General features: G+C 46.8%; 14 protein-coding genes and 3 pseudogenes. 16 read left to right on the top strand and 1 reads right to left on the bottom strand.

Translation table 11 applies throughout. The features are described 5' to 3' along the window. The first annotated feature begins 44 nt into the window (after positions 1–44). From miaB to NYE38_RS08775, 7 genes and pseudogenes are all read left to right on the top strand, one after another. Positions 45–1,574, top strand: coding sequence for a tRNA (N6-isopentenyl adenosine(37)-C2)-methylthiotransferase MiaB (gene miaB / locus NYE38_RS08745; protein WP_003154116.1), 1,530 nt, complete (start codon positions 45–47; stop codon positions 1,572–1,574). Positions 1,575–1,576: 2 nt separating this feature from the next. Continuing rightward, positions 1,577–2,008 carry a RicAFT regulatory complex protein RicA family protein gene (locus NYE38_RS08750; RefSeq protein WP_003154113.1) on the top strand — a complete coding sequence of 144 codons (432 nt, stop codon included), beginning with the start codon at positions 1,577–1,579 and terminating at the stop codon, positions 2,006–2,008. 252 nt (positions 2,009–2,260) lie between these two features. Beyond that, positions 2,261–2,806: an outer spore coat protein CotE gene (cotE, locus tag NYE38_RS08755; protein WP_003154111.1), complete on the top strand. Its 546-nt coding sequence runs from the start codon at positions 2,261–2,263 to the stop codon at positions 2,804–2,806. A 118-nt stretch (positions 2,807–2,924) separates the two neighbouring features. Then, positions 2,925–5,510: a DNA mismatch repair protein MutS gene (gene mutS / locus NYE38_RS08760; protein ID WP_031303980.1), complete on the top strand. Its 2,586-nt coding sequence runs from the start codon at positions 2,925–2,927 to the stop codon at positions 5,508–5,510. 15 nt (positions 5,511–5,525) lie between these two features. After that, positions 5,526–7,403, top strand: a complete 1,878-nt coding sequence (mutL, locus tag NYE38_RS08765) for a DNA mismatch repair endonuclease MutL (RefSeq protein ID WP_017417802.1) — start codon at positions 5,526–5,528, stop codon at positions 7,401–7,403. A gap of 244 nt (positions 7,404–7,647) precedes the next feature. Next, a pseudogene (locus NYE38_RS08770) lies at positions 7,648–8,189 on the top strand (tyrosine-type recombinase/integrase). 256 nt (positions 8,190–8,445) lie between these two features. After that, entirely contained in the window at positions 8,446–9,000 is a 555-nt protein-coding gene (locus NYE38_RS08775) for a hypothetical protein (RefSeq protein WP_017417803.1), read from the top strand. Positions 9,001–9,593: 593 nt separating this feature from the next. Here the strand turns inward: NYE38_RS08775 and NYE38_RS08780 are convergent. Further along, positions 9,594–9,803: a hypothetical protein gene (locus tag NYE38_RS08780; RefSeq protein WP_017417806.1), complete on the bottom strand. Its 210-nt coding sequence runs from the start codon at positions 9,801–9,803 to the stop codon at positions 9,594–9,596. Positions 9,804–10,486: 683 nt separating this feature from the next. On the opposite strand from NYE38_RS08780, the gene NYE38_RS08785 reads away from it, so the two are divergent. From NYE38_RS08785 to NYE38_RS08825, 9 genes and pseudogenes are all read left to right on the top strand, one after another. Beyond that, positions 10,487–11,164 (top strand): MBL fold metallo-hydrolase, encoded by a 678-nt coding sequence (locus NYE38_RS08785; RefSeq protein ID WP_003154103.1) that lies wholly within the window; start codon positions 10,487–10,489, stop codon positions 11,162–11,164. A gap of 314 nt (positions 11,165–11,478) precedes the next feature. Continuing rightward, a pseudogene (fabD, locus tag NYE38_RS08790) lies at positions 11,479–12,347 on the top strand (ACP S-malonyltransferase). Between the two features lie 136 nt (positions 12,348–12,483). Continuing rightward, on the top strand, positions 12,484–13,458 hold the full coding sequence (locus NYE38_RS08795; RefSeq protein ID WP_063636647.1) for an acyltransferase domain-containing protein: 975 nt from the start codon (positions 12,484–12,486) through the stop codon (positions 13,456–13,458). Position 13,459: 1 nt separating this feature from the next. Continuing rightward, positions 13,460–15,700 carry an ACP S-malonyltransferase gene (fabD, locus tag NYE38_RS08800; protein WP_025649443.1) on the top strand — a complete coding sequence of 747 codons (2,241 nt, stop codon included), beginning with the start codon at positions 13,460–13,462 and terminating at the stop codon, positions 15,698–15,700. Between the two features lie 65 nt (positions 15,701–15,765). Continuing rightward, positions 15,766–16,014, top strand: coding sequence for an acyl carrier protein (locus tag NYE38_RS08805; protein ID WP_014417817.1), 249 nt, complete (start codon positions 15,766–15,768; stop codon positions 16,012–16,014). Between the two features lie 51 nt (positions 16,015–16,065). Next, the gene (locus NYE38_RS08810; protein ID WP_017417811.1) at positions 16,066–17,328 is read left to right on the top strand and encodes a hydroxymethylglutaryl-CoA synthase family protein; all 1,263 of its coding nucleotides are present in this window, start codon (positions 16,066–16,068) and stop codon (positions 17,326–17,328) included. Beyond that, entirely contained in the window at positions 17,325–18,098 is a 774-nt protein-coding gene (locus NYE38_RS08815) for an enoyl-CoA hydratase/isomerase (protein WP_017417812.1), read from the top strand. The genes NYE38_RS08810 and NYE38_RS08815 overlap by 4 nt, the downstream gene beginning before the upstream one ends. A gap of 9 nt (positions 18,099–18,107) precedes the next feature. Then, the gene (locus NYE38_RS08820; RefSeq protein ID WP_017417813.1) at positions 18,108–18,515 is read left to right on the top strand and encodes an enoyl-CoA hydratase-related protein; all 408 of its coding nucleotides are present in this window, start codon (positions 18,108–18,110) and stop codon (positions 18,513–18,515) included. Positions 18,516–18,544: 29 nt separating this feature from the next. Further along, positions 18,545–26,546: pseudogene (locus NYE38_RS08825) on the top strand (SDR family NAD(P)-dependent oxidoreductase); the annotation flags it as partial. Positions 26,547–26,558 lie beyond the last annotated feature (12 nt).

Raw genomic sequence — 26,558 nt, forward strand, 5'->3', positions numbered from 1 at the left:
TATACTTGAGGGTGGAAGTTTCGGTTGAAAGGAGACATTCGAACATGAATGAAAAGCAAAAGCAGGAAAGCGGACAAGTGAATCCGGCGGACAAAAAATCCGAAAAGGATTACAGCAAGTATTTTGAAGCCGTATATATTCCGCCTTCTTTAAAAGATGCGAAAAAACGGGGCAAAGAATCCGTTCAATATCATAACGATTTTAAAATCTCAGAAGAATTTAAAGGCCTCGGTGAAGGCAGGAAATTTTATATCCGCACGTACGGATGCCAAATGAACGAGCATGATACGGAAGTCATGGCGGGTATTTTTATGGCGCTCGGTTATGAAGCGACAAATTCGGTTGATGACGCGAACGTTATTTTATTAAACACTTGCGCTATCCGGGAAAACGCTGAAAACAAAGTGTTCGGCGAGCTCGGCCATTTAAAGGCGCTCAAAAAAAATAACCCGGACTTGATTCTCGGCGTCTGCGGCTGCATGTCACAGGAAGAATCAGTCGTAAACCGCATCCTTAAGAAGCACCCGTTTGTCGATATGATTTTCGGCACGCACAACATTCACCGTCTGCCGGAACTGTTATCAGAGGCATATTTATCAAAAGAGATGGTCATTGAAGTGTGGTCGAAGGAAGGGGATGTCATTGAGAACCTTCCGAAAGTCCGCAACGGAAAAATTAAAGGCTGGGTCAACATTATGTACGGCTGTGACAAGTTCTGCACATACTGCATCGTACCGTATACCCGCGGAAAAGAACGAAGCCGCCGTCCTGAGGAAATTATCCAGGAAGTCAGAAGACTTGCAAGCGAAGGCTATAAAGAAATCACGCTGCTCGGTCAAAACGTGAATGCGTACGGAAAAGATTTTGAGGATATGACGTACGGTCTCGGTGATTTAATGGACGAACTGCGTAAAATTGATATTCCGAGAATCCGATTCACGACGAGTCATCCGCGTGACTTTGATGATCATCTGATCGAAGTGCTCGCCAAAGGCGGCAACCTTCTTGACCATATCCATCTTCCGGTTCAATCAGGAAGCTCAGCGATGTTAAAAATGATGGCGCGCAAATATGACAGAGAACGCTATCTGGAGCTTGTCGGAAAAATTAAAGCGGCGATGCCGAACGCTTCACTGACGACCGATATTATTGTCGGTTTTCCGAATGAAACCGATGAACAATTTGAAGAAACGCTTTCGTTATATCGCGAAGTGGAATTTGACAGCGCATATACGTTTATTTACTCTCCTCGTGAAGGCACGCCGGCAGCGAAGATGAAAGATAATGTTCCGATGAGGGTCAAGAAAGAACGTCTTCAGCGCCTCAATGATTTGGTGAAAGAAATTTCAGCCAAAAAAATGAAGGAATATGAAGGCAGGACTGTCGAAGTATTAGTTGAGGGAGAAAGTAAAAATAACCCTGACATTCTTGCCGGCTATACGGAAAAAAGCAAGCTCGTCAACTTCAAAGGGCCGAAAGACGCCATCGGCAAGATTGTACGCGTCAAAATCGAACAGGCGAAAACATGGTCGCTTGACGGTGTGATGGCAGGAGAAGCAATCGAGGTGAAATAATAATGACGCTTTACTCTAAGAAAGACATTGTACAGCAGGCTAGGAACCTTGCGAAAATGATTTCTGAAACAGAAGAAGTTGATTTTTTCAAACGCGCCGAGGCGCAGATTAACGAAAATGAAAAAGTCTCCGCGATTATTAATCAGATTAAAACCCTGCAAAAGCAAGCCGTTAACCTGAAGCACTACGAAAAGCTTGAAGCGCTGAAACAAGTGGAAAGTAAAATTGACGCCCTGCAGGAAGAGCTTGAAGGGATTCCGATCATTCAGGAATTCAGAGATTCCCAGATTGAGGTCAATGACCTTCTTCAGCTTGTCGCACATACGATCTCAAATCAGGTGACAAACGAAATCATTACATCTACCGGAGGCAACCTGCTGACGGGAGAAACCGGTTCAAAAGTAAAACATTCGAATAACAGCTGTTCTATTTAAACACGGGGCCTTCATCGGCCCGTGTTTTTTTGCTGTTTGAGAACTAATTGTAATATGTACTAAATTTTTATCGGCTCACCGTTTTGTCCCATTTTACTGGAAAGTTTTATCATACTTAAAAGTAAAGTTTCTGGGCAGGGCTGCATACAATGAAACAGAAACTTTGTATTTTTATATTTTTATTATAAAAATGCACATGAGACAAATGCCCAGCATAAGATAACACGAAGAAGAACAAGGAGGCCTGCCGGAATGTCTGAATACAGGGAAATTATTACGAAAGCGGTAGTTGCGAAAGGAAGAAAATTCACCCAATGCACCAACACGATCTCACCTGGAGAAAAACCGTCAAGTATATTGGGCGGCTGGATTATCAACCACAAGTACGATGCCGAAAAGATCGGGAAGACTGTAGAAATTGAAGGGTATTATGATATAAACGTCTGGTACTCTTACGCCGATAATACAAAAACGGAAGTTGTAACCGAGAGAGTAAAGTATGTCGATGTGATTAAACTCAGATACAGAGACACAAATTACTTAGATGACGAACACGAAGTCATTGCCAAAGTGCTGCAGCAGCCGAATTGTCTTGAAGTCACCATTTCTCCTAACGGAAATAAAATCGTGGTTCAGGCAGAGAGAGAATTTTTAGCAGAAGTGGTCGGTGAAACGAAAGTCGTCGTCGAAGTCAATCCTGACTGGGAAGAAGACGATGATGATGATTGGGAAGACGATCTTGATGAAGAATTAGAGGACATTAACCCTGAATTTTTAGTCGGAGATCCTGAAGAATAAGTTGAGGCTAGGGGAGTTTAACACCCCAAGTCTCTTTTTTATATATAAAGATATCACTCTTTTGTTTATGTTATAATGGGATTCGGATAAGAGAAGATACATAGTGAGGGATTAAATGATGGCTAGTTACACGCCTATGATACAGCAATACTTGAAGATAAAGGCAGAGCACCAAGATGCCTTTTTATTTTTTCGGCTTGGTGACTTTTATGAAATGTTTTTTGAAGATGCAAAAAAAGCGTCACAAGAGCTTGAAATTACACTGACAAGCAGAGACGGAGGTTCGGCTGATAAAATTCCGATGTGCGGCGTGCCGTATCATTCCGCGGCGGCTTATATTGAACAGCTGATTAAAAAGGGCTATAAAGTGGCGATCTGTGAGCAGACTGAAGATCCGAAGGCGGCTAAAGGCGTTGTAAAAAGAGAAGTCGTCCAGCTGATCACACCGGGAACCGTGATGGATGGAAAAGGCATTCATGAATCGGAAAACAACTTTATCGCTTCCGTTTCCGAATTCCGTGACGGATACGGTCTCGCTTTATCGGACTTAACGACCGGAGAAAACCTGGCCGTATTTATTGAGCGGATTGAGGATGTCATGTCAGAAATTTACTCAGTCGGCGCAAGGGAAATTGTCGTATCGAGCAAGTTTAACGAACATACAGCTGCTCAGCTGAAAGAACGGTGCGGCGCCACGATTTCCATCGAAGACGGGGAAATAACAGAACGCATTGAAATCGCAAAGCACTTGCCGGGCGAAGAGCTGACAGAGACGTTTATGCGTTTATATACGTATTTGCAGAAAACGCAAAAACGGAGCCTGGATCATCTGCAGCCGGTTCAAGTATATGAATTGGAAGAAGCGATGAAAATTGACCTGTATTCAAAACGGAATCTTGAGCTGACGGAAACGATCCGTTCGAAAAGCAAAAAAGGGTCATTGCTTTGGCTTTTAGACGAGACGAAAACAGCGATGGGCGGCCGGCTTCTCAAACAATGGATTGACCGTCCGCTGATCAGGGCATCCCAAATCGAAGAACGCCAGGAAATGGTCGAGACGCTGATCAATCATCTGTTTGAGCGTGAAGATCTGCGCGAGCGCCTGAAGGAAGTATACGATTTAGAACGTCTGGCGGGCCGGGTCGCATTCGGAAACGTCAACGCAAGGGATTTAATCCAGCTGAAAGAATCTTTAAAACAAGTGCCGAGCATTAAAGAGCTTGTAGGGTCTCTTAACCATAAAAAAGCAAAAGAACGCGCCGGCTTGATTGATCCGTGCGGAGATTTGCTTGACCTGTTAGAAGAAGCCCTTCATGAAAACCCGCCGTTATCGTTAAAAGAAGGCAACTTAATTAAAGACGGCTATCATCAGAAGCTCGATGAGTACCGTGACGCCAGCAAAAACGGTAAAGACTGGATTGCCAGACTGGAGCAGCAGGAACGCGCTTATACGGGCATCCGTTCATTAAAGGTCGGTTTCAATAAAGTGTTCGGCTATTATATTGAAGTCACAAAAGCAAACCTTCATCTGCTTGAAGACGGACGGTATGAGCGGAAGCAGACCCTCACAAACGCCGAACGGTACATTACGCCGGAATTGAAGGAAAAAGAAGCGCTTATTTTAGAAGCGGAAAATAACATCTGCGAGCTGGAATATGAGCTTTTTGCCGGACTGCGTGAAAAGGTGAAACAATTTATTCCGCGCTTGCAGCGTCTTGCCAAACAAATGAGTGAGCTGGACGCACTGCAATGCTTTGCTACGATCAGTGAAAACAGGCATTACACAAAGCCCGTCTTTTCTGATAATGAAGTAAAAGTCATTGAAGGGAGACACCCCGTCGTTGAAAAGGTGATGGACAGTCAAGAATACGTCCCGAACAACTGCCTGATGGGCGATTCGCGGGAAATGCTCCTGATTACGGGTCCGAATATGTCAGGTAAAAGCACGTACATGAGACAGATCGCACTTCTATCGATCATGGCCCAGATCGGCTGTTTTGTGCCCGCAAAAGAAGCGGTTCTGCCGATTTTTGATCAAATCTTCACGAGAATCGGGGCAGCGGATGATTTGATTTCCGGACAAAGCACCTTTATGGTGGAAATGCTGGAAGCGAAAAACGCGATTGTGAACGCCACAAAAGACAGCCTGATCCTGTTTGATGAAATCGGCCGCGGGACATCAACGTACGACGGAATGGCGCTGGCACAGGCGATTATTGAATATGTTCACGATCATATCGGCGCTAAAACACTGTTCAGCACGCATTATCATGAGCTGACGGTGCTTGAAGATAAGCTTCCTCAGCTGAAAAACGTTCATGTGCGCGCAGAGGAATATAACGGAACGGTCGTGTTTCTCCATCAAATCAAAGAAGGAGCCGCAGATAAAAGTTACGGCATTCATGTCGCCCAGCTTGCCGAGCTCCCGGATGATCTGATCAGCCGCGCGCAGGAGATCTTAAAACAGCTTGAGCAGTCAGGAGATAAACCGGAGCTTCCGGCGGTATCTGAGAAAAAGTCCGCCGTCAGAGAAGAACCGGCACAGCTGTCCTTTTTTGCTGACGGTGAAAAAGAACAGAAGGCACCGGCTGTTTCTAATAAAGAAAAACAAGTGCTTGAAGCCTTTAAGTCAATCAATATTCTCGATATGACGCCGCTTGAAGCGATGAACGAAATGTACAAGCTGCAAAAAAAATTAAAATAGAAAGAGGTGACGGACTTGGCAAAAGTCATCCAGCTCTCAGATGAACTTTCAAATAAAATAGCGGCCGGCGAGGTGGTCGAACGGCCTGCCTCAGTCGTTAAAGAATTGGTGGAAAACGCCATTGACGCAAACAGCACAGTCATTGAAATCGACATAGAGGAAGCGGGGCTTTCGTCGATTCGGGTGCTCGATAACGGCGAAGGGATGGAAACCGATGATTGCAAGCGGGCTTTCCGCCGCCACGCGACCAGCAAAATCAAAGATGAAAACGACCTGTTCCGGGTGAGAACACTCGGTTTTCGCGGAGAAGCTTTGCCAAGTATCGCGTCTGTTTCTCATCTGGAAATCAAAACGAGCATCGGTGAGGGAGCTGGAACCCATCTCATTCTTCAGGGCGGGAATATCATTTCTGAACAGAAATCCTCCAGCAGAAAAGGAACGGAGATTATCGTTACCAACCTGTTTTTCAATACACCCGCCAGATTGAAATATATGAAAACCGTGCATACGGAGCTCGGCAATATTACGGATGTTGTTAACCGGATCGCTCTTGCGCATCCGGAAGTATCGATCCGTCTCCGCCATCAGGGGAAAAATCTGCTGCAGACAAACGGTAACGGGGACGTGCGCCATGTGCTGGCCGCAATTTACGGGACGGCGGTTGCGAAAAAAATGATACCGCTCCATGTCAGCTCGCTTGATTTTGAAGTCAAGGGCTACATTGCACTTCCGGAAATCACGCGTGCATCCCGAAACTACATGTCATCTGTCATTAACGGAAGATACATTAAGAATTTCCCGCTTGTAAAAGCGGTGCATGAGGGCTATCACACACTTCTGCCGATCGGCCGCCATCCGATTACGTTTATCGAAATTACGATGGACCCGATTTTGGTCGATGTCAATGTCCATCCGTCGAAGCTTGAAGTCCGCCTCAGCAAAGAGACGGAGCTGCATGAGCTGATCCGTGACGGGATAAAGGAAGTGTTTCAAAAGCAGCGGCTTATTCCGAGCGCCCAGCTCCCGAAAAAAACAGCGCCGGCACCGGCCAAAAACGAACAGCAATTTATGACATTCGAGGAAAGCGCGCCTGAGCGGAAACTTCCTGAAAAAACGCCGGAGCCGTCTTACTCACCGATGAAGCTGAGTTCGGTCGTAAAAGAGCCTGAGCCGGTCATAGAAGAAGAGTCCCTGCCGGATGAAGCGGGTCACGGAGTGCCTCCGGAGCTCGGCATGCCGGTAACGGAAGCGCCTGTTTCCGATATTCCGAAGCCTGAAGAGGAGGCTGACTCTGAAGAAATACGGGAAGAAAGAGTTCCGGTGATGTATCCGATCGGCCAAATGCACGGGACATATATTTTAGCCCAAAACGAAAACGGCTTGTATATCATTGACCAGCATGCGGCGCAAGAACGGATTAAATACGAATATTTCCGGGAAAAAGTCGGGCAGGTCGAGCCTGAAGTGCAGGATATGATCGTGCCGCTCACCTTTCATTATGCGGCAAATGAAGCGCTGATCATTGACCAGCATCAGCATGAGCTTGAAAGCGTCGGAGTATTTTTAGAAGCATTCGGCACGAACAGCTACATCGTCCGCTGCCATCCGGCCTGGTTTCCAAAAGGGGAAGAAGCTGAACTGATTGAAGAAATCATTCAGCAGGTGCTTGACGCCAAACAGATCGATATTAAGAAACTGCGGGAGGAAGCGGCCATTATGATGAGCTGCAAAGGCTCAATCAAAGCGAACCGCCATTTGCGAAACGACGAAATCAAAGCGCTCTTGGACGACCTGCGCCGAACGACAGACCCGTTCACATGCCCGCACGGCCGGCCGATCATTATCCATCACAGTACGTATGAGATGGAGAAGATGTTTAAGCGTGTGATGTAGAAGGGTTCTGTGTGGGATGTACCCCTCGTGCCCACATTTTGCCTGTTTAGGTATTCGTCAAACCGGTTAATGCTTTTTTGATTGTGGTTCTGCGTGATATGGATATAGACATCAGCCGTCATTTTCACATCGGTATGACCGAGTCGTTCACTTACAAATTTGATATCTGAACGAAAGCAAAAGCGTTTTACCGGCTGGCTTTTGCCCTTCGCGTGGAAGTCTATAAGGACGGGGGCGCGCCGGAATGAATTTTGTTCAGCCGATAAGGGACCCGGAATGCATTTTCTATATCAAACGGTTCTTAAAAGAACAGAGCGAACGGAATTACATGCTATTTGTCACCGGGATAAATTCAGGTCTCCGCATATCAGATATACTGGAGCTGAGAGTAAGAGACGCCAAGCGGCCGTATTTCAACCTTATAGAGAAGAAAACCAAAAAGAAAAAGAGAATTGACATGACGCCGGCTCTTCAAAAAGAATTAAAGGCGTATATTGAGGAGAAAGAAGATCACGAATATCTTTTCAAAAGCCGCGAAGGGATCAACAAGCCCATTTCCCGGGTCGATGGCTTATAAGATGCTGAGGACTGCTGCTGAGTATGTCAATTTGGATGATATAGGCACGCACACGCTGAGGAAAACATTCGGGTACCATTTTTACAAGCAAGCAAAAGACGTTGACATGCTGCAGGAGATTTTCAACCACTCTGACCAGCGGACAACCCTTCGATACATTGGAATTAACCGATACCATGAACAACGCCAGGAAGAAATCCAAAATATAAGCAGGCTCATCTCATAAACAAGATGAGTCTTTTTTTCTGTATATTTTTATTGATTCCCTTCAAAAAGCAAACGTGGAATTCATTTTAGGGATATTGTTTGAAAACACGGATGGCAAGGGCTGACGGCACTTCGGGCAGTTGCACAGTATATAACATATGGGTAATTTGTGGATATTGTGGATAAATCATGGTGAATAGTAAGGAAAAGGAATATAATATATTTGTTAAAAAATACATAAAAGAATTGAGGTACTAAATGAAAAAACAAGTAAGTACGGTTCACCTTTATTATTTAATTATTGTTTCTACGTTACTCATTAGTTTTATTGCGATACTAGCTTTTGGTAAAAATCCGGAAGCTGGTGATCAAATGAACGTAGCTGCCACAGTGACATCAATTATTTTAGCGGTTATAGCAATCATTATGACTCTAGTAGATGTAGCTGGCCAAAGACAATCAATAATAGAGTTAAAGGAGACGGCCGAAAGACTTAAAGAGTCAAATACAGTAGCACAGGAAATGATTGAAAATGCAATTAATAGTCTTGCTGATTTTGAAAAAACTAAGGAATCGTTAATTGAGTCTGCGGTATCTTCCTTCAAAGAAGAGACAATTGATAAATTGCAGTACATCCAACAAAAAGGAAATAATGATGCTGATTTCAAGGAACTCATTGATGAATTGAATCGAGAAAACTCAAGGTTGAAAGAAAGAATTAGACTTAGGGATCAATTTGATAATTCCCCAGTGGCGATATCAAGAGAGGCAACTTTATATTATATGAAAGGTATACCCCAGAAACACCGATAAAATATGCTGACTTCTTAGAGAACTTAACTGTTATGTTTGGAAAAAAACATGCAAAAGAGTTAATTAAGTTTTTTATAAAGACTAATAAAATTAGAATGGAAGAATCCGATAACGGCGAAAGGATTGTTATTATAAACAAACGAAAAAATGGCACAATCTTGGCACAATAACGGCACACCATTTTGTTTTAGATAAGGTAATATGCTATTAGGTAATAAACAGGCAGACGCTTTCCCGCATGGGAGGGCGCTTTTTATATGGCGGGGGGTGTGAGAGCGGTGGCGAAAGAAAAGCCGTTTAAGGGTGATCTTATCTGGAATAAAGAATTAGGCATTTATATGCTCCCGAAAAATAGATGATGCTGTGAGCGGCTTCCGAAGGAGGTCGCTTTTTATGTTCTCTATAACTGCGTCAGGTAAATCTCAGGATAGACAATTGGCGGTTAACGGCTTGAGTGCGGGGGCAGTTTAGAAAGAATATGATTGGGGGGATTACAGGGGAAGACATGGGGGAAGAATTTAAATAAAATTGGAATTTGGTGAGTGGACAATGTGCAAGAATCAAGGGGGACTAGTAATTAGCCCCCCTTACATTTAGTTCTTCCTGCGGTTTTTTCTATTTTTGATCAAACTGAAAACCACTAAGAGAACCACACCGACAGCAACGATATAAAATGAAATTTCTGCTGCTGCGGTATTAATATTCTTAAGAACAAGGATAAGCCCTATTAAAACTATAGGAATAATGTAAGTTAGAATTCTTATAGCTTTTGGGCTCGGTTCAGCGTTACTTTTATTTTCCATAATTACCTCCCGTCTAAAGCTTAACACAGGTTAAATTTGATAATCACCAACAATAGTCCCGTTTAAAGAGGAAACATAAGAGTTCCATCAAGCGGCGTACGTGCCGTTTGGTCCAGAAGATGCTTTACTCTAGCATAAAAGATTACTCAGGGGAGAATGCTCCGGCTGTTCCAAGAAAGTGAAGAAACAACATCTTGTGTGTGAATTACGTCGTATTTTTCTAATTCGAATTGTGCGTTAATGCTAACTCATAAGCATAACATTGAAATTCGGGTAAGGAGCTAAGGTATTCTGATATATTTTGGGGAAGCCGTATGGGTTTAGGTTATCTTGAAGAAAAGGATTGAAATAAGAATCAAGATTGAGAGTCATTTAAAGACTGAGTATCCTCTCCGAAATAAAAACTCGATTTGTTTTTCTTTCTTTTTATTCGAAAATTATACCATTCTTCATTTTCTGAATAAAACCTCCTAAAGTATTCATGTAAATGAATATTCTTATTTCCTTATATATTACGATAACAAATTTTAAAAACCGGAGGCTGGTTCTTTTGGTTGATTTGAACAGTTTTTTATCTTTACCGGAAAATCCATGGAAAAACGTGGTGTCATCTGGTAAAGTGGTTACAGTCGGCTGGGCGGCGGCAGCAGTCTGCCCGGATCTTTTAAATGGGAATGGTGACAATGGATCATACATATGAAGTGCATCAAATCAAAACTTATCACCAGATGTGGTCCAACTATTGTTATATTATCGCAGACCGCTCAAAAAAATCTGCGATAGCGGTGGACCCGTCCTGGGAAATCGATAAAATAACCGATAAACTGCATGAATTGGATGTTGATTTATCAGCTATTTTATTAACACATTCGCATTATGACCATGTAAACTTGGCGGAGCCGCTTCAGCAAATCTATCATTCTGATATATACATGTCGTCGGCGGAAATCGATTTCTATCAATTCCGGTGCAGAAACTTAATAGCGCTTGAAGACGGCCAAACCTTTGCGGCCGGAGGGTTTATCATCAGAAGTATACTGACCCCGGGACATACGGCCGGGGGAATGTGCTATTTGCTATCTGATCATCTTTTTACCGGTGACACCGTGTTTACAGAAGGGTGCGGTATATGTGAGGACAGGGGCAGCTCAGCTGAAGATATGTTTCACAGTATACAGAGGATCAAAGCCTCCATTCCGCCGCATGTGCGTGTGTATCCGGGGCACTCCTTCGGGGAGAAGCCGGGTCAAAAAATGGAGAGTCTTTTGAAAAACAATATTTACTTTCAGATTGAAAAAAAAGAACATTTCGTGAATTTTCGCAACAGAAAAAATCAAAAAGGGCTGTTTCATTTTAAGTAATGAGTAATTTAGTTCTATCTAACTAGCTTTCCTTTTGAGGCAAGGAACTTCTGAAATGGAATGGTAGTTATTACTAGATTTCTGGTGATGAATGGCTGAGTAACGGGAGTTTGCGGAAGAGAACGCCGGGCAGGCCGGATGGGACATTCTGCTTACGCCTGTTCCGAAAGCCCTGAGCCCGACTTCCGGCAGGGAAAAATAGGCATTATTCAGGAGTTCGCATAGGATAAATTAACTTGACATGGTATTTTTGTGAAGTTACTATCAACTTGAACATGCTTCTTATCTGAATCCGAGAAAGGATGGCTGAGAAAATGATCACATACTTATTCCCCGGACAAGGTTCTCAAAAGCAGGGAATGGGGAGCTCATTGTTTGATGAATTTAAAGACTTAACGGAGCAGGCTGATGAAACACTCGGATATTCCATGAAACGGCTTTGTCTTGAGAATCGTATTCCAATCTTCATAAGACTCAGTTCACCCAGCCCGCTTTATATGTTGTAAACGCGTTAAGCTATTTGAAAAAAATCCAAGACAATGACATAAAGCCGGATTATGTGGCCGGCCACAGTTTGGGAGAATATAATGCGCTGTTTGCAGCAGGTGCTTTTGATTTTATTACCGGCCTTCAGCTTGTCCGTAAAAGAGGCGAATTAATGAGTATGGCCACTGACGGAAAAATGGCCGCCGTTATGGGGTTAACTGCAGCTCAAGTGTCAGACGCCCTTCAAACGAACGGATTACATACGATTGATATTGCCAATATGAATTCTCCTCACCAAGTTGTCATATCCGGACGCAAAGAAGACATTGAAAGAGCCAAAAGCGTATTCGAAGGATTAAAAGACGTTACGATGTTTCATCCGTTAAACGTCAGCGGCGCTTTTCACTCGAGATATATGAGCGAAGCAAAACAAGAGTTCGAAAAATTTTTACAGTCATTTCATTTTTCTGCTATATCAATTCCTGTCATTTCTAATGTGCATGCCAGACCTTATGAGCAAGACGGAATCCACTCCGTTCTGGCCGATCAGATCGACCACTCAGTGCGATGGAACGACAGCATCCGCTATCTGCTGGACAAAGGGCGGATGGAATTTGAAGAAGTCGGCCCGGGCCATGTGCTGACAGGACTTATTCACCGCATCAAAAAAGAAACTGAAGCTTCACCCGCCATGTAGCGGAACGTAAGTCAAAATTCTTATCTCACACAATAGTGCCAGCCATACAACATCACGACCACTTCACCTGCACACGACATCACGAAAAACTTACAAATCAATATTTTAAAAAAATAAAGAGCAAAAAGGAGAACAAATGAACCAGCCAATTGTTTTCATGTTTTCTGGACAGGGTTCCCAATACTATCAAATGGGGAAAGAGCTGTTTGCACATAACGCCGCTTTTCGGCAGAAAATGCTTGACTTGGACGATTTTGCAGTCAGCCGTTTCGGTTACTCTGTCCTGAAAGAGGTTTATCATACAGGCAATCGTCTGTCTGATCCATTTGACCGCCTTCTTTTCAGCCATCCTGCCATTTTTATGGCTGAGTACGCACTTGCATATGCTTTGGAGCAAAGAGGCATACGTCCCGATTATGTGATCGGAGCAAGCCTTGGAGAGTATGCAGCGGCCGCTGTGTCGGGTGTGCTGAGCGCTGAGGATGCTTTAGATTGCGTGCTGGAACAGGCCCGAATCATTACGGAAACTTGCCGTAACGGCAGCATGCTTGCGATACTGGGTGATCCGGCTTTATATCAAGATGATCCGCTGCTCGGCGAACATAGTGAATTGGCATCTGTAAACTATCATTCTCACTTTGTCATCTCGGGAGAGCGGGAGCATATCAAAAGGATCATGGACGATCTGAGAGAAAAGCAGATTCCTCATCAGCTATTGCCGGTATCTTACGGGTTTCACTCAGCGCTGGTTGATCAGGCGGAACAGCCGTACAAGCGCTTTTTAGCTCAGAAATCAATCCGGACTCCGTTTATACCGTACATCTCCAGTGCGACAGGAGAGGCTGAGACCGATATACAAGCGGACTTTTTCTGGGATATCGTAAGAAAGCCGATTCGATTCCGCGAAGCGCTTCAATTCGCAGACAGCCGCCAAAAAGGATTGTATATCGATGCCGGGCCTTCCGGAACATTGGCCGCATTTGCCAAACAGATTCTTCCCGCGGGATCGGCTGAACGCATTCGTGCCATTATGACGCCGTTTCATAAAGAACAAACACATTTGCAGCAAATAGAAGGCAGCATTTTATCACCGCCCGGAAGGAGACTGTAAGATGATCAGCTTTGTTTTTCCAGGCCAAGGCTCGCAAAAAATCGGGATGGGAGAGGACCTGTTCGGCCGCTATCCTGAATTAACCGCAAAGGCCGATCACATTCTCGGATTTTCCATTCAGGAGCTGTGCCGGGACGGAGAACGTCTCAATCAGACTCAGTTCACTCAGCCGGCGCTCTATGTCGTCAATGCCCTCAGTTATTTGAAAAAAACAGAAGAAACCGGCTTGAAACCGGATTTTACCGCCGGACACAGTTTGGGCGAATATAACGCGTTATACGCTTCGGGAGCCTTTGATTTTGAAGAAGGCTTACAGCTGGTCAAAAAAAGGGGCGAACTGATGAGCCGCGCAAAAGGAGGCGGCATGGCAGCGGTGATCGGCCTGACTCATGAGCAGGTGACGGATGTTTTAAGAGAAAATCACTTGGATATGATTGATATCGCCAACATGAATACACCGCAGCAAATTGTCATTTCCGGCTATAAAGAAGATATTGAAAAAGCCGCATCCGTTTTTGAAGCCGTAAACGGCGTAAAAATGGTTCACCGCTTAAATGTCAGCGGCGCCTTTCATTCCAGATACATGCTGGAAGCGAAGGAGGAATTTTCACGGTTTATCGAATCTTTCCATTTTAAGCCGCTGTCCATTCCGGTCATTTCAAATGTGACGGCAAGACCCTATGAGCAGAGAGAGCTGAAAGAGACACTCACCGGACAAATAACGGGATCGGTGAACTGGACAGACAGCATCCGTTTCTTAATGGGAAGAAAGAACATGAGCTTTGAGGAAATCGGTCCCGGAAAAGTGCTGACGGGGCTGATCCAAAGAATTACGGCTGAAGCGGAGCCGATAACAGATGAAATCAAAGTCCCGGCTGAGGCTGGAAAAAGCTCAATTACGGCGGCGTCTTTAGGAAATGAAGAGTTTAAGCGCGATTATCAATTGAAATACGCCTACTTGGCCGGCGGCATGTACCGCGGAATTTCTTCGAAGGAAATGGTCGTCAAACTGGCCGAAAAAGGAATGATGGGTTTTTTCGGAACGGGCGGTTTGAACATCGCGCACGTCGAGGACGCCATTTTGTCAATTCAGCATGAGCTTCGTGACGGCGGTTCCTTCGGCATAAATATTGTACATAACATGAAGCATACAGATTCAGAAGAAAAAATGATTGATCTTTTATTGAAGCATGGGGTTCAGAACTTGGAAGCATCAGCGTTTTTAGCGGTTACTCCCGCTTTAGTAAGGTTTCGCGCTAAGGGGTTAAAACGCGATGCCGGCGGACAAATAATAGCGCGTCAGCGGATTATCGCCAAGCTGTCCCGTCCGGAAGTAGCGGAAGCGTTTCTCAGCCCGGCGCCTGATCACATTCTTCAGAAACTTGCAGCCGAAAACAAAATTACCGCTGAAGAAGCAAGTCTGATGAGAGAAATACCCGTTGCGCATGACATCTGCGTAGAGGCTGATTCAGGCGGCCACACTGACGGCGGAGTTGCTTACAGCCTCATGCCGGCGATCATCCGTTTACGAGATGACATGATGAAAAAATACCGATACGGCAAAACCGTCCGCGTCGGAGCCGCAGGGGGAATCGGAACGCCCGAGGCTGCCATGGCCGCATTTATGCTCGGCGCTGATTTTATTGTGACCGGATCCATTAACCAATGCACCGTTGAGGCAGCGACGAGCGGCCTCGTAAAAGACCTCCTGCAGCAGATGAATGTACAGGATACGGCCTACGCGCCGGCCGGCGATATGTTTGAATCAGGCAGCAAGGTGCAGGTATTAAAGAAAGGGCTGTTCTTTCCGACCCGCTCCTCTAAGCTGCATGAACTGTATCAGCGTCACCGCTCAATTGAAGAAATTGATGAAAAGACACTCAGACAAATAGAAGAGAAGTATTTTAAGGCAAGTGTAAGCAGTATTTATGACAAAGTGAAGGCTCATTATTCGAATGAAGACATTTCAAAAGCCGAACGGAATCCGAAACAGAAAATGGCGCTCATATTCAAATGGTATTTCAGGCAAAGTTCTGCTTCGGCGATTAAAGGAGACCCGGAGGCCAAGGTAGACTTCCAGATTCATTGCGGCCCGGCATTAGGCGCCTTTAATCAATGGGTGAAAGGTACGGAGCTGGAGTCCTGGAAAAACCGCCATGCCGATGATATCGGCCTGCGGCTTATGGAAGAGACGGCCTCGCTTTTGAATCAGAAGTTAGGTTCATTTTTGCAAACGTGTTGACAAGACGAAATGATAGATTGAAAACATGGAATATTCATAAAAGATGAAACAGGGAGGAACTGACAATGAGTAAAGAAAAAATCTTTGAATTGCTGCAGAACACAATCTACGAGGTTTTGCCTGATTTAGAAGGCGAACAGCTTTCACAGGAAGACCGGTTAGTTGATCTGGGGGCGGATTCAGTGGACCGCGCCGAAATTATCACGATGATGCTTGAAGAATTATCACTGCAGATCCCGCGTGTTGAGCTGACGGGAGTGTCAAACATCGGCGAATTGGCGGCAAAGCTTTATGAAAAGGTACAGGCTGTCTGATAAAACGGTGAAATAATCGGAAACTCAAAATTCATATTGGAGGCGAAGTTCATGGCGGCTGCCGGAATAGAAGCGATAAATGTGTTTGGCGGGACAGCATACCTTGATGTCATGCAGCTGGCGGAGTACAGAAACTTAGACCCTGCCAGATTTGAGAATTTACTGATGAAAGAAAAAGCGGTGGCTCTTCCGTACGAAGACCCCGTCACATTCGGCGTTAACGCGGCAAAGCCGATTATCGACCGATTGACAGAGGCTGAAAAAGACAGAATCGAGCTGCTGATTACCTGCTCGGAGTCCGGCATCGATTTCGGAAAATCACTCAGTACATATATTCATGATTACTTAGGCCTCAACCGGAACTGCCGTTTATTTGAACTGAAGCAAGCCTGTTATTCAGGAACGGCGGGCTTGCAGATGGCGCTTAATTTTATTTTGTCGCAGACATCCCCCGGAGCGAAGGCGCTTGTCGTCGCGACGGATATTTCCCGGTTTTTAATTGCCGAAGGCGGCGATGCGTTAAGCGAGGATTGGTCTTACGCAGAACCGAGCGCCGGAGCAGGTGCCGTCGCCTTATTGATCGGTGAAAATCCAATCGTATTTCAGGCGGATGCGGGCGCCAACGGCTATTACGGCTATGAAGTGATGGATACATGCCGTCCGATCCCGGACAGTGAAGCCGGTGACGCCGACTTGTCATTGATGTCTTATCTCGATTGCTGTGAACAGACATTTCGCGAGTACAAAAACCGTGTGCCGGGCGCTGACTACAAAGAGACGTTTCACTATCTTGCCTTCCATACACCGTTTGGCGGCATGGTCAAAGGGGCCCACCGGACGATGATGCGCAAGCTTGCAAAAGCGAAAAACGCTGAAATCGAACAGGATTTTCAAACCAGGGTAGAGCCGGGGCTCCGCTATTGCCAAAGAGTTGGAAATATTATGGGAGCAGCCTCTTTACTGGCTCTTGCAAGCACGATTGACCAAGGGGCATTCGACACTTCTAAGCGGATCGGCTGTTTTTCGTACGGCTCCGGGTGCTGTTCAGAATTTTACAGCGGCGTTGTGACGCCTGAAGGACAAACGCGGCAGCATTCTTTCAAAATAGAAGAGCACCTGAACAACAGATACAGGCTGTCCATGGAGGAGTATGAAGAATTGTTTAAAGGCAGCGGTCTGGTGAAGTTCGGAACCAGGAATGTCAAATTGGATATGAATATGGTGCCGAACATTTTAGACCATCATACAGGAAGCCCTCGTTTGTATTTGGAAGAAATCACGGAATTTCATCGGAAATACAGGTGGATATCGTGACCTATGAAACGATAAACGTCCGTTTTCAGCAAAATGTCTGCTTCATCACCTTTGATCGGCCTGAAGCCAACAATACGATTAATGAGCGTTTAGTGGAGGAATGCCTGCACGTTCTTTCTGAATGTGAAGACTCCGTGACCTCCGTAGTGCTTGAAGGGCAGCCGGAGGTATTTTGTTTCGGGGCGGATTTTGATGAGATGTACCGGAAAATGAGGCAGGGAATGCAGCATGCGGAATCGCAGGAGCCGCTTTACCGTTTGTGGCTGGCATTAAAAACCGGGCCGTACATCACAATCGCCCGCGTCCGCGGAAAAGTAAATGCGGGAGGTGTCGGTTTTGCCGCCGCGTGCGATATCGTCATTGCAGAGGAGAGTGCTTCGTTCAGTTTATCTGAACTGTTATTCGGACTTTATCCAGCCTGCGTTCTGCCGTTTTTAATTCAAAGAATCGGATTTCAAAAGGCGCATTATATGACGATTATGACAAAGCCCGTGCCGGCACGCCAGGCGCTTGAATGGGGACTTTGTGACGTATGTGTCCCGGACTCAGCAACAGAGCTGAGAAAGCATTTGCTGCGCCTTCGCCCGCTGTCGAAAAAAGCAGTCATCCGCTATAAAAAATACATGGATTCCTTAAACGACCTTGTTCATCGTTCGAAATCCATTGCTCTAGCCGAAAATCAAGCGATGTTTTCAGATCCGGATAACCAATCAGCCATTTTCCGTTATGCAGAAACGGGGCGGCTTCCTTGGGAAACGGAGAACAGTTAGGAGGATATCATGCCGAACGCCGCAGTTGAACTGCTCGAAATTGAACCGGATATTATCCAAGTGACAATGCAGGATAAAGCCCATAAAAACGCCTTCTCCAAAGAACTGACGGATGGATTGATGGAAGCATTCACCCGTATAAAAAAATCGTCAGTCTATAAAGCTGTGATTTTAACAGGATACGGCCATTACTTTGCTTCCGGAGGCACACAGGAAGGTCTGCTCAGGATTCAGCAGGGCATCACGAAGTTTACGGAAGACCGCATGTACTCTTTGGCGCTGGAATGTGATATTCCCGTCATTTCCGCCATGCAGGGCCACGTTTCACGGGCCGAGCATGGCGGTCGATACGGTCTGTTCATCTTCGCTGACTGCGGTTCACCTTGCTGCGGAAAGCATTCGGCGCGGGGAATGTGAATCGGCAGTTGCCGGAGGCGTCAACTTGCTTCGGTTCATTGTCAAAAACTTTGTTTTTCGAATATCAGAATATCGAATCGCTGGCGCAGTATTTTATGAAAGCACACCGGGACACGCTGCTGGAAGTGACCGGGATGAAAACAGAAGAAACCCCTGCAGCCAAACCGGCGCTGTCTGAGAAAGCGAAAGTAAAGCCCGTTTCCAAACGGAATGAAGGCAAAAAAGGCTTTGCGCATGTCCGTCCAGACACGCGGAAAAATCAGCAGCTGACGGAGCGTGAAGATATCGCGATTATCGGTATGTCAGGACGATATCCGCAGGCCGAAAATCTTCAGGAATTTTGGAAGAACTTGAGTGAAGGCACTGACTGCATAACTGAAATTCCAAACGATCGCTGGGATCACAGTCTTTATTACGACGCTGATAAAGATAAAGAAGGCAAGACGTACGGAAAATGGGGAGGATTTTTGAAAGACGTGGACAAATTTGATCCGCAGTTCTTCTCTATTTCGCCCCGGGATGCAAAATTGATGGACCCGCAGGAGCGGTTATTCCTGCAGTGTGTCTACGAAACGATGGAAGATGCCGGTTACACGCGCAAAAAGCTCACGGAAAAATCGGGTGATTTGCTTGGCGCCAATGTCGGTGTTTACGTCGGCGTCATGTATGAGGAATATCAGCTTTACGGAGCAGAAGAACAGGCGCGCGGAAAATCGCTTGCGCTGACCGGAAATCCGTCATCAATTGCGAACAGGGCTTCCTATGTATTCGGTTTTAACGGTCCGAGCATGGCGCTGGATACGATGTGCTCTTCTTCTTTAACAGCCATTCATCTGGCATGCCAAAGCTTGCGGAACGGGGAATGCGAGACAGCATTTGCCGGGGGCGTCAATGTATCCGTTCATCCGAATAAATATTTGATGCTCGGCCAGAACAGATTTTTATCAAGCAAAGGCAGATGTGAAAGTTTCGGTGAAGGCGGGGACGGTTATGTGCCCGGTGAAGGAGTGGGCGCCGTACTCCTTAAGCCGCTTTCTAAAGCGAAAGCGGACGGTGATCATATTTACGGCCTGATCAAAGGAACGGCCGTAAACCATGATGGAAAAACAAACGGGTATTCCGTACCGAACCCGAACGCCCAAGCCGCGGTGATCAAACAGGCGTTAAAAGACGCGGGAACCGATCCGAGGGCGGTCAGCTACATTGAAGCCCACGGCACCGGGACTTCACTCGGTGATCCGATTGAAATCACGGGTCTGACAAAAGCCTTTTCAGAACAAACACAAGATAAACAGTTTTGTGCCATCGGCTCAGCGAAATCCAATATCGGGCACTGTGAAAGCGCGGCGGGCATCGCGGGTCTGACGAAGGTGCTCCTGCAAATGAAACATAAGAAACTCGCACCGTCACTGCATTCCCGGACGCTTAACCCGAATATTGATTTTCTCGCTACGCCGTTTAAAGTGCAGCAGACGCTTGAAGAGTGGAAAAGACCGGTCATAAATGAAAAAGGAGTAAATAAAGAACTGCCGAGAACCGCAGGGCTTTCCTCATTTGGAGCCGGCGGTGTCAACGCTCATATCGTCATCCAAGAATATACCGCTGATGAGGATAAGGAGACGGCTTTCGCCACGCCTCATCCGTCGATGATCGTCCTTTCCGCGAAAAATGAACAAAGGCTTCAAAAACGGGCGGAACGTCTTCTTGATGCGCTGCGGAGCGGGCGTTACCGGGAAGCGGATCTGAGCCGGATCGCCTATACGCTTCAAATCGGACGTGAACCGATGGAAGAGCGTCTCGGAATCATTGTCAGCAATTTGCGCGAGCTTGAAGAAAAGCTTGACGAATTTACGGGCGGCAAGGAGTCAATTGAACGGCTCTACCGCGGACAAGTCAAACAGAATAAAGACACGATGGCGCTGTTTGCGGCTGATGAGGACATGGAAAAAACAATTGAGGCATGGCTTGAAAAAGGCAAAGCCGCAAAGGTATTAGAGCTTTGGGTGAAGGGCCTTCCGCTGAATTGGGATAAGCTGTATCAAATGGGCAGACCGCAAAAAATCAGTCTCCCTGCCTACCCGTTTGCAAAAGACCGTTATTGGATCGACACATCAGCTGATACAGCTGTCAAAAGACCGGCCGAAACACAGTCTGCGCCGATCGCACCGGCGGCCGTCCCGGAACCGGTCATTGAAGTAACAACTCTTCACGAGGAGACTGCCAAAGAAAAACCGTCAAACATTTCATTGCAGCCTTTGAGCGGCGCGAAACCGAAAAGAACCGTACAGTCTGTTTCCCGTCCGGCGGTTTCCGCTGAGAAAGTAAGTGCCGTATTGACCGAAAGTTTGGCAGACGTTTTATATATGGATGCCGACGATATCGACGCAGACGACACATTTATTGATATCGGCATGGATTCAATTACCGGTCTTGAATGGATAAAGGCTGTTAATAAAACGTACGGCACGTCCCTTACGGTGACGAAAGTATATGATTATCCGACAATTCGCCAGTTTGCGGCTTTCTTGCAAAAAAAGCTCGGGACAGAACCGATCCTTGAGGAAGCAACCGAACCGCAGAAAACAGAGGCCGTGAAAAAACCGTCAAACATACTGCTGCAGCCTTTAAACGCTCATAAGCAGCATGTGATACAAGCAGAAGCGGATATTCTGGAGGCGATGTCTGAAACGGCAGCTTCCGCCGAACCGGAAGAACCGATTGAAGCGGTGCATGACGAGTTATCAAAAGCACTGGCTGATGTATTGTACATGGAGCGGCATGAAGTGGATATTGATGAGGCCTTTATTGACTTGGGTATGGATTCGATTACCGGTCTTGAATGGATAAAGGCCGTCAATAAACGGTACGGCACGGACTGTAACGTAACGAAAGTGTATGATTATCCGACAATCCGCCAATTTGCCGATTTTCTGCGTACGCAGCCGTCCGTCCGCGGCAGAAAAAAACAGGCGGTTCCCGTACGTCCAAAGCCGCTTACACAGCAACACGCCCTGCAGGAGAAAACACCTGCCGAGCCTGAGAGATTAACGGTTCAAAAGGAACCTGAACCGGTGCAGGCCAAACGGGAGCCTAAAGACGAGATAGCGGACGCGATAGCCATCGTCGGCATGTCGGGCAAGTACCCGGATGCGCCGGACCTAAAGACGTATTGGGACAACTTAGCCCGTGCGAAAAACGCCATTCGCGACATCCCGCTTTCCCGCTGGGATGTAGACAAATACTATGATCCGGCCTTAAACAAGAAGGGCAAAGTATACTGCAGATCAATCGGTATGCTTGACGGCATTGAAGAATTTGATCCGCTGTTCTTTAATATTTCTCCGTCTGAAGCGGAACTTATGGACCCGCAGCACCGGATATTTTTACAGGAAGGTTTTAAAGCCTTTGAAGATGCGGGTTACAGCTCAAAAGAATTAAACGGGAAAAATTGCGGCGTTTATTTGGGGATTATGAACAATGAATACGGCTTGATGTTAAACAACCATCAGACAGGAGGAAGCGCGACGGGCAACAGTTTCAGCATCGCGGCGGCCCGCCTGCCTTATTATCTCAATTTGAAAGGGCCGGCCATTCCGGTTGATACGGCATGCTCTTCATCTCTCGTCGGGACTCATTTGGCGCGTCAGGCGCTGTTGAATCATGAAATTGACATGGCGCTTGTCGGCGGCGTGACCTTGTATTTAACGCCTGAATCATACATCAGCATGTGTGAAGCCGGAATGCTGTCTCCTGACGGCCAATGTAAAGCATTTGATAACAGTGCGAACGGATTTGTGCCCGGCGAAGGCGCGGGGGCGCTCGTTTTGAAGAGGCTGAAAGATGCGGAAGCCGATCAAGACCATATTTACGGAGTCATTATCGGATCTGGAATTAACCAGGACGGAAAAACCAACGGCATTACCGCACCAAGCGCGAAAAGCCAAATGGATTTAGAGCGCCAAGTGTATGAAGCGCACAACATCCACCCTGAGAGCATCACCTATGCGGAAATGCACGGCACCGGCACAAAGCAGGGGGATCCGATTGAATTAGAAGCCCTGTCTTCTGTATTTAAGGAAAAAACGGATCGCAAACAATTTTGCGCCATCGGTTCGGTTAAATCGAATATCGGGCATACGTCGGCGGCGGCAGGTGTAGCAAGCGTCCAGAAGGTTCTGCTGTCGATGAAACATCAGCAGCTTGTACCGACCCTTCATTTCAGCACGCCGAATGAACATTTTGATTTCGATGACTCGCCTTTATTTGTCAATACCGAACTCAAACCTTGGGAAACAGCCGGAGCACCGCGGCGGGCCTGTGTCAGCTCATTCGGCTACAGCGGCACAAACGCTCATCTCGTTATCGAAGAGTATCAGCCGAAAGACCGGGGAAGCCGTAAGCCTGATGAGACAAACATTTTTGTGCTGTCGGCGAAAAAAGCGCCGCAGGTAAAAACCTATGCCGAGTCTGTGATCGAATTTGCAAAAGCCAATCAGAATATCAATCTTTCAGATATGGCGTACACGCTTCAAACCGGGCGTGATGCGATGGATTACCGTCTTGCGGTTACAGCCGGTTCGAGAGAAGAACTGATCAGCCGTTTAACCGATTTTGTAAACGGAAATACGGGTGAAGGGATATATGAAGCCCACATTAAAACGGCAAAAAAAGAAATCAAAGCATTTGAAACGGACGATGATCTGAAGCAGCTTGTCAGGTCGTGGTTCGATAAGAAAAAATACGCCAAAATAGCGGAATTGTGGGCCAAAGGGCTTCAGATGGACTGGGACAGACTCTATCAAGGCGAAAAACCCCGCAGAATCAGTCTGCCGGCTTACCCATTTGCGAAGGAGCCGTACTGGCTGCCTGAGCCGAAAGCCGTACCGCAGGAAACAGAAGACCGGCGCAAGGCTGTGCTTTTAGATAAGCAATGGGTTCCGTGTGAGATCGATTCGGCCGGTGAGAAAAGCGGCAGGACGGTCATGATTCTGGCTGATGAAAGAACAGCGGAGCTAGCCGAAGAGACTGCGAAGCATTTCACTGACTCGTTCATTCTCCCGGTCGATTCCGCTGACACTGCAGCTGGCGATTGGAATCACATAGATGGCGCAATCGATCTGACGGGATGCGGAGACGAAGACCCTTCACTGAAAGGGATCAGCCGGCTCCAGACTCTGATTGATACAAGCCGCCGGCAAGCGCGGCCGCTGACGCTGCTATATGTAACAAAAGGCTTGGAGCCATTTCAGCAGAAAACGATTCATCTTGCAGGAGCGGCAAAAAGCGGCCTGTACAGAATGCTTCAAAATGAGTATCAAAACGTGACGTCCAGACACATGGATGCCGATACAGATACGGATCAGCAGACGCTTGCCAAACAGATTGCAGATGAATTTTCGGCGGACAGCACAGAACCGGAAATCTGCCGCCGAAACGGACAGAGATACCGTGCTTTATTCAGGGAGATTCCAAGCGGGAAGCGAGCAGAACATAAGCCCGCACCGTTTCCTGAAGACCATGTGCTTTTCATTACCGGAGGGACGAGGGGACTGGGTCTCTTATGCGCCCGCCATTTCACAGAAAAACACGGCGTGAAAAAAGTAGTGCTGACAGGCAGGGAGCCGATTCCTCCCCGCCATGAACGGTCAGCCGTTAATACGAGGCTGAAAGAGAAGATACGGGCGATTGAAGAGCTCGAAGCAAAAGGAGTGCAAGTGGCGGTGATCAGTCTGAATTTGTCTGATCATGATGCGGCGGCAGCGGAAATTGAAACGATCCGGCGCACGATGGGACCGATCGGCGGCGTCATTCACTGTGCGGGATCGGTTAATTCAGTAAATCCGGCGTTTATCAGAAAGACTGCCGACGATATACAAGAAGTGCTGGAACCGAAAGTCGCAGGGCTTCAAACATTAAGCAGCCTTTTCACAAATGATCCTTTGCAATTTTTTGTCTTATTTTCTTCAGTATCTGCAGTCGTTCCGGCGCTCGCGGCGGGACAGTCGGATTATGCGATGGCAAATGCGTACATGGATTATTTCGCGGCGGCTCATCAGCATCAATATCCGTTAGTCAGCATTCAATGGCCGAACTGGAAGGAAACCGGATTAGGTGAAGTCCGCACAGAAAACCTGAAGCAGACCGGGCTGCTGGGACTGTCCAACGCGGAAGGACTTGACTTGCTGGACCGCATTTTATCTGAAAACATCCGCCCGTCCGTTCTGCCGGCTATCGTTGATCGGAGCGAATGGCATCCTGACAGGCTGCTCTGTCAAGAGAAAAAACAAAAAGAGACTGAAGCCGTAATACCCGGCAAAGCCGCGGAAAAACATTCAGACAGAGAACTGCTTCTTGATACGAAGGCGTGGCTTGTGAAATTGTTTTCCGATGAGCTGAAAATCGCTCCGGAAGAACTGGAAACAGACGAACCGTTTCAGGATTACGGGGTTGATTCGATCATTTTAGCGCAGCTTTTACAGCAAATGAATCAAGCGCTCAAAGAGGACTTAGACCCATCTGTTTTATATGAACATCCGACGATTGACGCGTTTGCCGAATGGCTTGTATCCAATGGGCAGCCGCTGCTTGCAGAAAGGGAGGAACCTGATACAGAAATCTTGGTTCCGGCTGCCGTACAAACGGTTCACACTGAACAAAAGCGTGATGCCGTAACTGAAGACATTGCCGTCGTCGGAATGAGCTGCCGTTTTCCGGGGGCGGAATCGTTAGAACAATATTGGGACTTGCTGAGAAGCGGCAGGTCCGCAATCGGCTCCGTCCCGGCTGAACGTTTCGGATATGCAAATCAATACGTTGCGGGATTGATTGACAATATGGATCACTTTGATTCCGAATTCTTTTTCATTCCGGAAAACGACGCGAAAGCGATGGACCCTCAGGCGTTGGCGGTATTGGAAGAGAGCTTGAAACTTTGGTGCCATGCCGGCTATACCCGTGAAGAAATCAAGGGCATAGAAGCCGGTGTGTATATCGGAGGCCGCAGCCAGCATCAGCCTGATCCTGAAAGTCTTGCGAATACCCGCAACCCGATCGTTGCGGGCGGGCAGAATTATTTAGCGGCAAACGTTTCGCAATTTTTTGATCTGCGCGGGCCGAGCATCGTGCTTGATACGGCTTGTTCATCGGCTTTGACAGGAATGAACATGGCCGTTCAGGCACTGAGAAGCGGCGATATCAAAGCGGCGGTAGTTGGCGGCGTCAGCCTGCTGAACACGGATGCGGCGCACCGGATGTTCCAAGAGCGCGGGCTGTTAAACGAAAAACCGGCATTTCACGTATTTGACAAGCGTTCAGGCGGAGTTGTCCTCGGTGAAGGCGTCGGCATGGTGCTGTTAAAAACAGTAAGCCAGGCGCAAAAAGACGGCGACACGATACACGCGGTCATTAAGGCCGCCGCCATGAACAATGACGGCAGAACGGCAGGCCCGTCAGCTCCTAATATGCAGGCGCAAAAAGATGTCATGCAAAGCGCGCTTTTCAAAAGCGGCAAAAAGCCGGAAGACATCAGTTATATCGAAGCAAACGGATCGGGTTCCGCGGTGACTGATTTGCTTGAGCTGAAGGCGATTCAATCCGTATACCGCTCAGGGCAGCATGTTCCGCTCGGCATCGGGTCAATTAAGCCGGAACATCGGGCATCCGCTTTGCGCAGAAGGCATCGCTAGCTTCATTAAAGTCGTATTAATGCTGAAGCATAAACAAACGGTTCCGTTTCTCTCAGGAGACGAACCGATGCCGCATTTTGATATAACAAAGACAGATTTTCACTTTCATAAAACAGCCGGCGAATGGGATGCAGCCAGACCGTCAGCATCCATCAACTGCTTTGCCGACGGCGGAACGAACGCCCACGTCATTCTGGAAGCTTGGGAAGAAAAAGATACCCGAATGAAAAGAAAGCCGCTGCCGGTACCGTCATTAAGACGTAAGGCTCTGGTAAAAGAACCTGACGTACGAGCGGAGAAACAAGAGCTTCCTGCGAAAAAAATGTTTTGGAAAGCATTTAAATGAGAGAGGAGTGGG

It is taken from the genome of Bacillus sp. EU63 (genome assembly GCF_038592915.1).
Taxonomy (GTDB): Bacteria; Bacillota; Bacilli; order Bacillales; family Bacillaceae; genus Bacillus; species Bacillus velezensis.

Bases quoted from the DNA above. Each gene is read 5' to 3' on its own strand.
- NYE38_RS08750 (WP_003154113.1), top strand. From the start codon at position 1,577: ATGACGCTTTACTCTAAGAAAGACATTGTACAGCAGGCTAGGAACCTT.
- miaB (WP_003154116.1), top strand. From the start codon at position 45: ATGAATGAAAAGCAAAAGCAGGAAAGCGGACAAGTGAATCCGGCGGAC.
- NYE38_RS08785 (WP_003154103.1), top strand. From the start codon at position 10,487: ATGGATCATACATATGAAGTGCATCAAATCAAAACTTATCACCAGATG.
- NYE38_RS08775 (WP_017417803.1), top strand. From the start codon at position 8,446: ATGAAAAAACAAGTAAGTACGGTTCACCTTTATTATTTAATTATTGTT.
- cotE (WP_003154111.1), top strand. From the start codon at position 2,261: ATGTCTGAATACAGGGAAATTATTACGAAAGCGGTAGTTGCGAAAGGA.
- NYE38_RS08795 (WP_063636647.1), top strand. From the start codon at position 12,484: ATGAACCAGCCAATTGTTTTCATGTTTTCTGGACAGGGTTCCCAATAC.
- NYE38_RS08810 (WP_017417811.1), top strand. From the start codon at position 16,066: ATGGCGGCTGCCGGAATAGAAGCGATAAATGTGTTTGGCGGGACAGCA.
- NYE38_RS08820 (WP_017417813.1), top strand. From the start codon at position 18,108: ATGCCGAACGCCGCAGTTGAACTGCTCGAAATTGAACCGGATATTATC.
- NYE38_RS08780 (WP_017417806.1), bottom strand. From the start codon at position 9,803: ATGGAAAATAAAAGTAACGCTGAACCGAGCCCAAAAGCTATAAGAATT.
- fabD (WP_025649443.1), top strand. From the start codon at position 13,460: ATGATCAGCTTTGTTTTTCCAGGCCAAGGCTCGCAAAAAATCGGGATG.
- NYE38_RS08805 (WP_014417817.1), top strand. From the start codon at position 15,766: ATGAGTAAAGAAAAAATCTTTGAATTGCTGCAGAACACAATCTACGAG.
- mutS (WP_031303980.1), top strand. From the start codon at position 2,925: ATGGCTAGTTACACGCCTATGATACAGCAATACTTGAAGATAAAGGCA.